Origin of the sequence: Novipirellula caenicola, assembly GCF_039545035.1 — a bacterium.
Taxonomy (GTDB): Bacteria; Planctomycetota; Planctomycetia; order Pirellulales; family Pirellulaceae; genus Novipirellula; species Novipirellula caenicola.
On sequence record NZ_BAABRO010000038.1, the window covers coordinates 1 to 13637 of the forward strand.

Consider the following 13637-nt stretch of genomic DNA (forward strand, 5'->3'; position numbering starts at 1 on the left):
CTCTAGACGCCAGTGGAGCACGATCTGCGACCCAACTCACACGTCAGCCATCGTAAATTATACACTAACCGCCGTTTTCATTATTTAGGGTGCCGCGAAGCGGAATGAGGACTCGCCAGAGCGTGGAGGTTTGCTTTTTTTGTAGCTGCGCTCGCCAGAGCGTGGATGGTTGCCGCGTAAATACGAATCACACCTTCAGGCGAAGGTCGCTACCAGACAAACCTTCACGGTGTTGGGGTGAAAGCATCTGACTCGTCCGCTCACGACAGCATCTCGGCCCGTTAAATCCCAACCCGACGCGTCAGCAAGGGAGCACATCAATCCAGTCTTCTCTCCCTGACCCTCTGGGTTGTCAAAAACATTCGACTTCGAAAACCCCGCATTGGGGTACAATGGCGACCGCGCAACTGCTCAGCAGATCGTGATGCTGGCGACTCCAACTTGCTACCAAAACCGTTATCTATCAGCGAGACGATTGATGTTCAAACTTCTTGTCACCTTTGTAGGCCTGTCACTTGCCTTGCTGATCCCATCCCCGGCGGTGGCCGCCGACCGTCCCAACGTGATCCTGCTATTGGCCGATGATCTCGGCTGGACCGGGCTGGGATGCTTCGGCAGCGATTTTTACGAAACCCCGAATTTAGATTCGCTGGCGGATCGAGGAGTGAAATTCACCAACGCCTATGCGGCGTGCACCGTTTGCTCGCCCACCCGCGCGTCGATCATGACAGGCAAGTATCCAGCGCGGCTGCATTTGACCGACTTTATCGCGGGCCAAAATCGTCCATTCGCTAAGCTGCAGATACCGCAGTGGACCAAGCGTCTTGATGGCGAACAGCGAACCATTGCCGAGGTCCTCAAGGGCAGCGGTTATCGCACCGGCCACGTCGGGAAATGGCATCTCAGCGGCATTGGTAAACAAGCCAGCGGGACAAAGCCGACCGACCAAGGGTTTGACGTGTCCTACGAGCGTCCGCCGGGGGCGAAGGGTTACCTGCTAAAAACGCCATCCGACGGTGAATCAAAATCAAACTACTTGACCGACTATTTGACCGACAAAGCGTGCGAATTTATCGATCAATCAAAATCCGATCCCTTCTTTTTATATTTCGCCTACCACGTGCCTCACACGCCGATCCAGGGCCGCAGCGACTTGGTGGACTACTTTACGTCAAAGGTCGATCCAGACGCGATTCACCAAAATCAAACCTACGCCGCGATGGTCGCCAGCTTGGACCAAAGCGTTGGCCGCATCGTCGCCCAACTCGAAAAACGCCACCTGACCGACAACACCGTGATCCTGTTTATCAGCGATAACGGCGGGTTAACGCAGCGTAACGGAAAACACGATGGCTTTACCGAGAATTTGCCGCTGCGACGCGGCAAGGGTTCCGCCTACGAAGGTGGCGTCCGCGTTCCCGCGATTGCCTATTGGCCTGGAGTAACGCCGGCCGGATCGGTTTGCGATGAGCCGATCATCACGATGGATCTGTTTCCGACGATCCAGCAACTTGCTGGGATCGCAGTGAGTCAAACACAACCAAACGATGGACTCAGCTTGGTCCCGCTGTTACACGACCCACATCACCGTTTTGATCGCGACTTGTTCTGGCATTACCCGCATTACCACGCTGGCGGTGATTCGCCCTACAGTGCCATCCGCTCGGGCAATTATCGTTTGATCGAGTTCCATGAAGACGAGCGTGTCGAACTGTATGATCTCGCTGTCGACATCGGCGAGCAAAATGACTTGTCCGAAAGCCTGCCCACGAAGACGCGAGAGCTAAAGGAGAAACTGCACAAGTGGCGAGAATCCGTGAACGCGCAAATGCCCACGGCAAATCCCAATTTTGATCCGGCTCGCCAGCAGAAAGTGGGGCGTCAACCAAAGTCCAAACGTCCCCAATCTTCGTAACGCGTATTGCATCCAATCGATTTCAAAGCGCCAAGAGCGTCAATTTCCCGCCGCGCGAACCATCCATCTCACGCCCCATACCACCTACTTTCGCATCAACCGGATGGATTTATCTGGCGGAGCGTCTCAAGCCGCCCAGTCAAAATCGAACGTTCTAACACGCTGCACCCGGACGGCTCGCGACACAAACGCTACCCAAAGTAAATTGCACTGGGCGACGCTGGGCAGCTAAAACTTTGAGGTTGCCATGATTCTTGGTTGTGATGGTGTTCTGCCACCTCTCCACCAACTTCGTTGGGGGAGAGGTCGAACGGAGCCTTCAGCGACGTTCGGGTGAGGGGGCTGACCGAGCAAGCCACTCACCAATGGTGACGCAGTATGCAGCGGAGTTCCGTGGTCGCACCTCCCACGAACTTCGAAGACTGCTGAATTAGTTGTGTCAACTACGGGCCGGAGGCCGACACACCCTCTGCCGGTGGCGTGAGCCACCAGGTTTTGGAGTTGGGAAACCATAGCCCAGCAAGCGACACACTCTCGGTCATTGTTTCGGCCTCCGGCCTATTCGCTTGCTGATAAATCAGCAGTCGCCGTCGTCGGTGGAGAGCCAACTGTAGCTTAGCCAGAAAAAGCTTCACCGCTCAGTATCCGTCGTCAATACCAGAATTGTAGCGTCCCAAGCACCCAATGCCACCTACTTTCGCATCGAGCGGATGGATTTATCTAGCGGAGCGGCGCAAGCCGCCCGGTCAAAATCGAACGTTCTATCACGCCGCACCCGGACGGCTCACGCCGCAACGATGCCCAGGAAACAACAAATTGGGACACCCGAACCAAGGTAAATCTTGCGTTCACAGATTCCTTGTTAGCGCAGACCTTCCTTCATCGTTCGCTTGGATACATCGACTTCCGACGTGAAACGAAGCGGCCAACGCGGTTATACTAATGTCCGTGGGCGAGTTGTTTGCATCCCCGCCGCCGTCAACACTCATTGACCACTTTCTCATCACAATCGAGGCGAACGCGATGACCTTCAGCAGTGTGTGGTTACCGACCGTTGCCGCAGTGTTGCTTGGCGGAATGATTGGCATCGAACGTCAAATGAGTGGTCACTCCGCCGGACTCCGCACCCATATGTTGGTTTCACTCGCCTCAGCAATGTTCGTGTTGGCGTGTCGTGATCTGACCACCCCATTGCCAGTGGATCTGACCCGCGTCGTACAAGGGATTGCAGCCGGTGTCGGATTTATCGGCGCCGGTACGATCCTGAAAGCCGATCGAAAACACGAAGTGTTTGGATTGACAACCGCTTCGACCATCTGGCTCTCCGCAGCGATAGGAACGGCGTGTGGACTAGACGAATACCCCTTAGCGATCACCAGCACTCTGTTAACGCTGGTCGTCCTTGTCGTGCTGCGACCGATCGAATCGCGTCTGTTAAAACAACGCAAACGGGGTCAAAAAAATACCGATCCCACCAGCGACGTGACTCTACTGAAATAAAATCCGGCGTGATGCATGCGTGCTATCACCGCTCCCGAACGCAGTTTGGAAGAGGTAACAGCAGAGCCTTCCGCGAATGCGAGGGTGAGGGCCGACCGAGCAAGTGGAGACGCACTGCTCGTTGCGTTGCGTGGTCGATCCTTACCCGAGCGAGGCCTTACGCGCCCGTTCGGCCTCGACCCGAGCTGCGCTCAGACGAGGCGACTCGATACCACTGCTCTGGCGAGGTGAGAGCGGACATTGTGACAGGCGTTTGGAAAAGACTTGTCCAGCACCTGTCCGTCGGTGGAAAGCTGTCTGCAAAGATGACCGGAGCAAAGTTCAGCCGGGGGCTTGGAGCCGTCGCCCCCGTGTCGTGTTTCTTGAGTGGACACGCTCAGACACGCCACGGATCTCCGCTCTTCCCGATCCTCTCCGTTCCACGTCTCGCACTCGGTCAATTATTTATTCAAACCTCCCGCAAACAGAATGGAAGCACGAAAACGAGTCGGGCGATGGTGCACACACGGTGTGCGAGTCACGCCATTGTGAGTGTGCTCCCTTGTCTCGCTGGAACTTCCCTTATCGCGCTACTTGCCAACCAGGAAACGTAAATTGATGATCTCGTGCAAGTCCACTGGGAAGCGTTCATGATCGCGAGTGTCCGACCACTCGCGATAGTATTTGTCGAGCGATTTGAGAATGTCACGGCGACTGACAATCCCCAGCAAGATCGCTCCGTCGACCACCGGCAAGTGGCGGAAGCGATGGCTCATGAAAATTGAGGTTAGTGTGAAAATGTCGGTCTCCGGCGTCACGCAGGTGGGATGCCGTTTCATGATCGTTTCCGCTGTCTGTACCGGACTTGGGTTGCCGTAAAAAAGCTCATTTGCCAAGCATTCCAGACAATCGCCTTCGGAAACAAAGCCCAACAATCGTTGTTGGTTGCCTTCGCGTTTTGTTACAGGAGCGTTGGACAGCTTGTGCCTTTGCAGAAACGCGACAATGTCGACTAAATGCATTGCCGGAGGAATCGTTCGGACATCACGATTCATCAGGTCCTGCGCGGTGGGGGCGGTTTCAGTCTTCATAATCGAGGCTCCTTGTGCGATTTCGATCTCTTGGGTTTAAAAGCAACTCGAACACCACTACATGGCGAATGGCATACCAAGCAGCTAAACACTCAGCATCATCTCAATCGAATGAGCCCCCTGGTACGCCGAGAAAGCGACACGGCAAATGCGACGCCACCCTTTGCTCGACTGCAAATCCAGCCCCGGTGTAAACGCATTTGGTGGTCCACTGTGCATAGGTGCAGTTGATGCCGCGCCGCGCACCATACACTTTGCTGACGCACAAGCCGCAAAACGCCATCGATTTGCTTTTTGCGGGTTACCGCATGGCGGAAGCTTGCTTGGATCGGAGGAATCTGTTCTGAAATCGTATGAAACGGGGCGCCCCTATCTGGTGGATCTGCCATAATTCTCCGCTCACGCATTATCACTACACCACGATCATTGTTGCTTCATGTTACTTACCACCTCGACTCGGTTCCCGATCGCTACGGTGGCGTTTTTGGTCGGCTTGTTTTTTCTGACGACCAGCCAAAACGGTTTTGCGGATCGGCTGTTGGACCACTTTCCATCTGCAGCATCCTCTGGCTGCATGGCCTGTCACGCCGAGATCGAGCCGATCCGCGAAGTTGGCTCCGAGATGCTCAACCAGATCATGCAGCGGGGTGAAGCCCTGGGCGACCCCGCAGGCTGTGTCGTCTGCCACAACGGCGATCCGAACGAGCGAGTGGATAAAGCCAAGGCGCATGGCGGTGATGATTTCTACCCGCAACCGAGCAGCCCCTGGGTCAACGCGGAAACGTGTGGCCAATGCCACGAGGACCAAGTTCGAGTCCAATGGCAGAGTTTGATGATGACCGAAGCGGGCAAGATCCAAGGCGTCTGCTGGGCGTTTGGTTCGCTCACCGGTTACGAACACAAATGGGCAAACTACGCCGTCGAAAATCCCACCGACCCCAGCGAGCGTCTTGGGACCGACGCCTATCGCAAGTACATGGCGGTGCTGAAAGACAAAGAGCCGAACGTTTTCGTTGATCGTCACGAGCCGCTTCCTGACGCGCTACAGCCGGGTGAACTGGATCGGTTGGAACAAGACCCATCGCTTGCCGCATTCACCTACATTCGCCAAGAATGTCAACGCTGCCATCATGCCGTCAAAGGCCGACAAGAACGAGGCGATTTTCGCGGCATGGGATGTTCCTCGTGTCACGTTCCCTATGGAAACGAAGGGCTCTACGAAGGCGACGATCCATCGATCCCGCACGATGAACCGGGGCATGCGCTGGTGCATTCGATTCAAGGCACTCGCGATGCAAAGGTCACCGTTCACGGCAAAACCTACAGCGGCATTCCGGTGGAAACCTGCACCACGTGTCACGACCGTGGCAAACGGATCGGCGTCTCGTTTCAAGGATTGATGGAAACGCCCTTTCATTCACCCTATGCCGAAGACGGCGGCGACCAACCCAAGCTGCATACCAAACATTACCTGGCGATGGAGCAGGACATTCACTACCAAAAAGGAATGACTTGCCAGGATTGCCATACCTCACTGGACGTTCACGGCGACGGTTTTCTTGCCGGAGCGAATCTTGCCGCAGTGCAGATCGAATGTTCCGATTGCCACGGCACGCCCGATCAATTTCCCTGGGAGTTGCCTCTCGGGTTCATGGACGAGTTCGATGAAGTGCCGGCATCGGGCGAACCACGCGGACTGACCGACACTCCGCTGCCGCATACGCTGCAAGGGGCCCAGGTCGACAAACGTGATGGTTTCTTGTTGACCGCGCGCGGTAACCCCTACGAAAATGTCGTCCGCGATGGCGACGAGATCATTGTCTATACCGCCGCCGGTGCCGACATTCGCATGAAGCCGCTGAAGACGTTAATGCAAGAGAACAAAATCAGCGAGCGGGGGCGTGTCGCGATGCAAGGCGTGGCATCGCATCTGCAGCAGATGGAATGTTATTCGTGCCATGCATCCTGGACGCCCCAGTGTTATGGGTGCCACGTCAAAATCGATTTCACTCAGAAAGACAAATGCCCTGAGTGCAATGAATCCAAACAAGGGTTCGACTGGGTTGCGGCTGGACGTCTGCATGGCGAGGACGAGCATCGGGCCGATCGAGGCGAAGAGGGCTTTGAGACGAACATCCCCGGAAAGGTTAGCGAGAGTCGCAGCTACGAACGCTGGGAAGAACCGATGTTGGGGATCAACGGCGAAGGCCGCGTCAGCCCCCTGGCTCCCGGCTGCCAAACCTCGGTGACCATTATTGGACAAGACGGTAAGCCACTGATGCTGAACCATATTTTTAAGACCGAAGCGAACAGTGAAGGGGGTGGCGAGGACGGCCAGTTGTCGATCGACATGAGTCCGACTCAGCCGCATACGATCACCAAAAACGCACGCTCGTGCGAATCGTGTCATGCGTCAAACAAAGCACTCGGATTGGGGATCGGTTCGACGCGTCCGTGGAACGAGCAGCATGTGGTCGATCTGCAATCGATCGACGGCACGATCCTACCGAAGCAATCGCAACCACAGATGGCCGCGATTGAAAATCTCGATCACGACTGGTCTCAGATTGTCGACCGTGAAGGGCAACAGGTTGCCACGGTGGGGCATCACTTCCAGTTATCGCGTGCGTTCAACAAAGAGGAGCTTGATCGGATCAGTCGCGAAGGAACTTGTATCGCATGTCACAAAGAGATTCCCACCGCGTCGTTGGCCGTCAGTCTGTTGCATCACGTTGCGCAGTACACCGGGCAAACGCCCAAATCGCCTGGCGAGCATGATGCGCTACTCAACAAAATCGTGCTCTCGAGTGCTTGGGGGCAAGCGATCGGAATCATCGCATTGCCGCTGTTAGGCATCTGGGGCCTCACCCGTCACCGCCGCCGAAAAGTGGGATAGGCTTCCCAGCCTGTCACCACCCCGCCCCACATCACCTTTCTCCCGTAGCGAAACTCGCCAAGAGTTTCGTTGGTGTGCGGGACAAAGCGTTGGAGAGGACCCGAACCTCTTGACGAGTATCGCTACACCCAGGTGAGCATAGCAGGCCTCGTCAACGGCTTGTCGATTTATTGAGCCGCGACGCGTCAGCGGGCGGGTCCCACGCGATCCTAGGTGCCCACGGCTCACCGGTACAAATTGCACTCGGATTAAATCAACAAGCCGTCGAGACTTTCGTCCCCAGGCACCCCCCCTCACCCGCCGATCTCCTCAAACTCTATAGCCTATCTCGGGCACGCCGTTTGCTGGTTGAAAAATCGATCGTTGAAATTAAGGTGGGTTCTTGATGAATTTGCGATGAGGACGCAGGGGTTCTCACCGCCAACTCGCGGCAAAAGACTCGCAACCGATTATGGGGGCGACACTGCGATTGAGCGGCGATTGACCGGCGAAACGCCATAACTTGTCTCACGAGCGATCGACGGCCGCGTCGCTTCACCGTGTTTTGCATGCAACCGTCCGCCCGCACATTCGAGGGGGGATAAAAGCGGAATGCTGTTTACGAATCACGTCAGATCGCATAAGACATCGGGCAATAACGTGAAGATGATCGACTTTTGCGTGGTGAACGACGCATTTTGCGGATTTTTCGCAGTGCAACGGTCGATAAGACATTGCAGATTCCAGGGGGCTCATAGGCTGGGAAACCTCGTTCGACGGGAAAATCCCGTGCGGCTGGAAAAACTGCGGTGATTGGCGTTACAGTTTCCACCCCTCAATCGTCCTAGAGAAACGTGAGTTTAGAACACGTGCGAAGAGAGACATCCGTCATGGGCACTAACCACGCTCCTTCCTGGACACGACGTCACACGATCCCCAGCGACACGCGGGTTGGCAGCGACTTGGTCGAGGATTTGATTCAAGAGATGGGCCAGCGTCAGTGGCCGGCGATGGACCTTTTTCGCGTGCAATTGGCGTACGAAGAGGCGATTGTCAACGCGGTCCGGCATGGCAACCGCAACGCTCGTGACAAAACGGTCGAAGTCGAGATGACGTGTTGCGACGAGCGGGTGATGATCCGCATCCGCGATCAAGGCGAAGGGTTTGACCCGGACAAGGTCCCCGACCCACGCCAAGACAACTTGCTGGAGGTCCCCGGTGGCCGCGGCGTCTTGCTGATCAGCGAAGTGATGAGCGAGGTGCATTACAACGACATTGGCAACGAAGTCACGATGATCAAGATCAAGGATGTGGGATAGCCTTCCAGGCTGTCGTCGGCGCACCCGGCATCCACCGCCCCAAACAACCCTCCGTCGTCGCGAAACTCCTCAACGGCTTGTTGATTTACTAAGCCGCGACGCGTCAGCGGCCGGGGCCCACGCGTTACCCGGTTTGGCACGTTACACCGTTGCGATTTGCATTTGGACTAAAAAACAAACTCGTCAAGAGTCTCGAGCCTTCCTAGTGGGATAGCCTTCCAGGCTGTCGTCGGCGCACTCGGCATCGACCGTCCCAAACAACCCTTCGTCGTCGCGAAACTCCTCAACGGCTTGTTGATTTATTGAGCCGTGACGCGTCAGCGTCCGGGTCCCACGCGCCACACGGTGCGTCACGGCCCACCGTTGCGTTTTGTATTTGGGCTAAAACAACAAACTCGTCAAGAGTCTCGGCATTCCTAGTGGGATAGCCTTCCAGGCTGTCGTCGGCGCACTGGGCAGCCACCGCCCCAAACACCCCTCCGTCGTCGGGAAACTCCTCAACGGCTTGTTGATTTATTGAGCCGTAACGCGTCAGCGGCCGGGTCCCACGCGCCACACGGTGCGTCACAGCCCACCGTTGCGATTTGCATCTGGGCTAAAACAACAAACTCGACAAGAGTCTCGAGCCTTCCTAGTGGGATAGCTTTCCAGGCTGTCATCAGTGCACCCGGCAGCCACCGCCCCAAACAACCTTCCGTCGTCGGGAAACTCGTCAACGGCTTGTTGATTTATTGAGCCGTGACGCGGCAGCGGCCTGCTCCCACGCGCCACCCGGTGCTTCACGGCCCACCGTTGCGATTTGCATTTCGGCTAAAACAACAAAACTCGTCAAGAGTCTCGGCATTCCTAGTGGGATAGCCTTCCAGGCTGTCGTCGGCGCACTCGGCAGCCACCGCCCCAAACACCCCTCCGTCGTCGCGAAACTCGTCAACGGCTTGTTGATTTATTGAGCCGTGACGCGTCAGCGGCCTGCTCCCACACGCCACCCGGTGCTTCACAGCCCACCGTTGCGATGTGCATTAGGGCCAAAACAACAAACTCGTCAAAAGTCTGGAGCCTTCCGGATCAAACAGATTCTCGGTCTCACCCGATTCGGCGCCTCATCCCGAACCTTTCCAGGCGAATTCAGCTCAATAAGCACGGGGGCACAGTTCGAATGAAATCGACAGAAACGTCCGCGAATCATCGCAAACGTCGATCGCGAGGCCGCATTTGCATGAATAAAATGCGACGAACCGGTAGTGGATGCCGGGGAGCGGGGCAGGTTCATGAAAAAAACGGGGATGAGTAAAAAAGTGAGCATCCCCGCCCTTGTCACCGCAGAGTAGTTTCAGTAAATTTTCGGCAAATTAAGGGAGACGGCGGCAAGGAATTGCCGAGAAAGAAAGTCTAAGTGATTCGCAACGAATCATCCTTAAAAGAATCCCCTGTAGCTCAGTCGGTAGAGCAGCGGACTGTTAATCCGCCTGTCACAGGTTCGAGTCCTGTCGGGGGAGCCTTCGTGGACAGTAGCCAAATGCTGCTGCCCACCTTAAACGTCAAAGGCCGATGCATACGCATCGGCCTTTTTGCGTTTATTCCCGTGTTTTCGGCACTTTCTTGCCACGATTGGTTCGCTACTTTCGCTCTTGTCCGGTCGGGTTACCTAACCGGAAAGCAGCTTTCCGCCTCGCCACCCCGAACCCAACAACGAAATCTCTCAGACTCTCTCAGTTAACATGCTCGCCCTAGTTAACAGAAATGGGCGAGCGAGAGTATCGATGGAAAAGGCGACCAGAGAGTTCGAGACTGCTGCTGTTTGAGACCGATTTCGGACGGATTCTGGGGAGTGCCAGTGCGAGATCGCCGCGATGAGTGGGGTCATCCCTGCACGGATCTGCCAGGAGATCCGTCAGCGGGCGAATCAAACTCGATCATTCTCAGAGAGTGAGACGCTGGACGACGCCTGTCCCTTCGATTTCAAGACCGAGTTCTTCAATCGCTCCCGCCTGCTCTCGAGTGGTAAAACCCTATATCACTCGATTAACGATCTCCCGAGTGATATAACCCAAATCGCTTGACTCACCCGGTGATATAAGATCGAATTTGCTCATATCACCCGACTGACCCGGGGTTAAAAAGATAGTTACCCGGCCAGGAACGAAATTCACATGTTCAAGACAACTAATCGAGACAAACAAGACGGGCAGCTTCATTCTCTTGGCGTCTTGCCAAAGATTGTCGCGATCGCGGTCATGGTTTGCTTTCAACCTTCGTGTAACTCAACGAATGAGTCGAACAAGAACATGTCTAACACACCCGTGAGCTTACAATTTGATGGTGTTTACACGGATGGACGCAACTACTTCCGGTTCTTTGCGGATGGCCGAGTCCAAGAATTACCGCTGACCGTCGGAGTGTATTCCCTTCAAGACGCACTGAAATTGATCGAGACAAATGACGCGCTTTCGACGGGCGAATATCAACTCGAAGGGTCGCGCGTTACCTTTACGACGGAGATGATGCTTGCAGGAAGAGAATACTTGACCGATTATGTCGGCGACATCAGTCCTGGCCGCCTTGACCTACATCAACGAAGTGATAGTAGCGATTCGGGGGCAAGCGTTTTTGAATTTTTGGAAGTTGAATCGTTCGAATCTCGCTAGACTGGTTTGTGGCCAACAGCGGGTAACCATCGAGTGCACCGGAGTGCGCGAGTCGGGCGGTTTTGAAGTTGAAGATCTTTCACGCGTACCCGGTGACGCGTACCGTTCGTCGCTCCGAGGATTCATCCAGTAAATCGCAAAGATCCAGACGATATGCAACGCGCCAACGGTCCAGTTCAGAGCTGGAATGTTGAAACCGAAGGTGCTCTCACGACGGTCGCTATTCGCCGACGACATCAACCAAACGACCATTTCCGCATTTCGCCGAACTCGTACGCAGGTGGCACTAAGTTCCCAGAAAGATCAAGGGCTGGACGAGTTTATGTCCTTTTCGGGCGTTGTAAATTTGTGAACGACGAATACGTTTGGGATTTGATCGCTCCATGCTATGCTGATCTTCCGGCTGGCGGATTCACATTCTCTGTGCCCGACGACTACGACGTAATGCTGGTCAAGGTCTGGGAATTGCCCTCCGAATTGTGGCCACCACCCGAAGAGCGACGAACGATTGGATGAACGGGAGACCTCGGCGTCGTCGGTTGTGAATGGTGAGTCAACTCCTCGATCTCCGTTATCCCAATCGTTACCCGACTCACGATGGCCAACCATCACGCTGCAATTGAATGCCGAACGATCCGACCATCCTCGAACTCCACATCGCGGACGCTAAGGACAAACCGATGGAGGCTGTCGATTCAGTATCGGCCGTAGCTGACCGTGGTTTGATCGGGGACCGGTACTACAGCGGCACCGGTCACTACTCGAACATCGCCGGTTGGGGCGCTCAGGTAACACTGATTCAATACGAAGCGATCCAAGCCATTAACACTGGCTACGGCACGGATTTCACCGGCTCGATGATGCGTCGCAACATCGTTACGCAAAACATTAAACTTGACTCACTGATCGGAAAAACGTTTCGGTGCGGACAAGCCGTGCTTCGCGGCACAAAGCCGTTTCCGCCCTGCGCTCACCTCGCATATTTGCTCGGCCGCAAAGAAGTGCTAAAATACTTCGCTTACTGTGGCGGCATAGGCGCCGAAGTGGTTGTTGGCGGTGACATTGCCGTCGGTGATTCGCTTGCTGTCATCCCATCCAAAACCGAAAATTGCGGGTAACCAAGGGTTGAACCAAAGTTGCCGCTCTGAAGTTACAGAAATGGCTAATCTTGGGCGGCAACTTGGTTAACCCAAACGTTACCCGATTGAAGAATCGTATTTCCTTTGGATAGGTCGCACGCATGGCAAATCTGGTTTGGTCTTCTGACGAAGATGCTTGGATCTCGCATATCGAGAGTGAAAAGCTTGGCGAATTGCAAATTCGCGTGTTGACCGACGGCGAGCAATCGCCACCAACCGATTCTCAGCTGAGATGCGTTTCGGTTGTTGAACGCCTTGCCAAGACTGGCTTGCCATTGCTTACTGATCATGCGCGCAAGTATGCCGCGACGTATCTCGGTGATACTGAATCAGACGAAATGGACGATGATGAACTTGGGATCGAGTTTTATGCTGCCGTAATACCGCAACTCCGTTCGACAACCGACACATACATCATCTTTGTTGGCAGTTCCGACATCGACTGGGAACACGGTGTAGCGGTGATCTGCAAGAATGCTTTGCAGTTTGCTGTAGCACATTCTGATTTTGCATACTCAGGATGCGAATGGGATGACACGTCCCAACTCGAACAACTTCTCGACGGGTAACCATGCGATGGTGACGGAGTGGCGGTGGTCGCCACTTTCATCGGTTTGCAAGTCAACTCCCGCCGCCCGCACATCGCTTCCGTTACCCGACTGAGATCTTATCGCGATGGCACCTAACGACATTGCCACCATTGAATCCGCTCTTGGTTTTTTCCTGCCCAAATCTTACGTAGATGTTGTCACCAACTACCCGGCTGAGCTCGCGAACACGGAAGCACCAGACTTTGGACTGTTCGACGATCCGACGCTAATCATTGATGCAAACCGTACCGTTCGTACTGACGGCTACTGCGGTGAACCATGGCCCGATCAATACGTTATCATTGGTGAGAACGGATGTGGTGACTACTACGTCGTGACCAAAAACGCCACTCAGTTCTCGGTCGGCTTCGCCGATCACGAAGCAATGGAGTGCAACCCGTTCGCGTCAAATTTGGATGAGTTTGTCGCAAAGTTGATTGTCGAGCAGAACGGCGGGTAACAATTAAGGCTTTGACATCGCGGAGCGAGGCACGAGCGGAGCCGATGTTCAAGGCCTTGGTTCAAGAAGGCCGGTGGAACGCTTTGAAGATTCAGCGATCACCCAGAGAATTTACGAAGGGTTT

9 protein-coding genes and 1 tRNA gene are annotated in these 13637 nt (G+C 55.0%); 9 read left to right on the forward strand and 1 reads right to left on the reverse strand.

Going from position 1 to position 13637, the window contains the following annotated elements; genetic code table 11:
- The first annotated feature begins 349 nt into the window (after nt 1-349).
- A complete protein-coding gene (locus tag ABEA92_RS30680) occupies nt 350-1915 on the forward strand; it encodes a sulfatase (RefSeq protein WP_345689590.1) in 1566 nt (521 codons plus the stop codon).
- A gap of 1023 nt (nt 1916-2938) precedes the next feature.
- On the forward strand, nt 2939-3415 hold the full coding sequence (locus tag ABEA92_RS30685; protein ID WP_345689592.1) for an MgtC/SapB family protein: 477 nt from the start codon (nt 2939-2941) through the stop codon (nt 3413-3415).
- A gap of 569 nt (nt 3416-3984) precedes the next feature.
- Here ABEA92_RS30685 and ABEA92_RS30690 read toward each other — a convergent pair.
- On the reverse strand, nt 3985-4485 hold the full coding sequence (locus ABEA92_RS30690; RefSeq protein ID WP_345689594.1) for a CBS domain-containing protein: 501 nt from the start codon (nt 4483-4485) through the stop codon (nt 3985-3987).
- 436 nt (nt 4486-4921) lie between these two features.
- On the opposite strand from ABEA92_RS30690, the gene ABEA92_RS30695 reads away from it, so the two are divergent.
- The 7 genes from ABEA92_RS30695 to ABEA92_RS30725 all read left to right on the forward strand — a co-directional run bounded on the left by ABEA92_RS30695 (nt 4922) and on the right by ABEA92_RS30725 (nt 13513).
- Nucleotides 4922-7381, forward strand: a complete 2460-nt coding sequence (locus ABEA92_RS30695; protein ID WP_345689596.1) for a multiheme c-type cytochrome — start codon at nt 4922-4924, stop codon at nt 7379-7381.
- Nucleotides 7382-8250: 869 nt separating this feature from the next.
- The gene (locus ABEA92_RS30700) at nt 8251-8679 is read left to right on the forward strand and encodes an ATP-binding protein (protein WP_345689598.1); all 429 of its coding nucleotides are present in this window, start codon (nt 8251-8253) and stop codon (nt 8677-8679) included.
- Nucleotides 8680-10102: 1423 nt separating this feature from the next.
- Nucleotides 10103-10175: transfer RNA gene (locus tag ABEA92_RS30705), tRNA-Asn, on the forward strand.
- 804 nt (nt 10176-10979) lie between these two features.
- Entirely contained in the window at nt 10980-11324 is a 345-nt protein-coding gene (locus ABEA92_RS30710; protein WP_345689600.1) for a hypothetical protein, read from the forward strand.
- A gap of 623 nt (nt 11325-11947) precedes the next feature.
- Nucleotides 11948-12442, forward strand: coding sequence for an MOSC domain-containing protein (locus ABEA92_RS30715; RefSeq protein ID WP_345689602.1), 495 nt, complete (start codon nt 11948-11950; stop codon nt 12440-12442).
- 122 nt (nt 12443-12564) lie between these two features.
- Nucleotides 12565-13032, forward strand: coding sequence for a hypothetical protein (locus ABEA92_RS30720; protein ID WP_345689604.1), 468 nt, complete (start codon nt 12565-12567; stop codon nt 13030-13032).
- Nucleotides 13033-13138: 106 nt separating this feature from the next.
- The gene (locus tag ABEA92_RS30725) at nt 13139-13513 is read left to right on the forward strand and encodes an SMI1/KNR4 family protein (RefSeq protein ID WP_345689606.1); all 375 of its coding nucleotides are present in this window, start codon (nt 13139-13141) and stop codon (nt 13511-13513) included.
- The last annotated feature ends 124 nt before the right edge of the window (nt 13514-13637 follow it).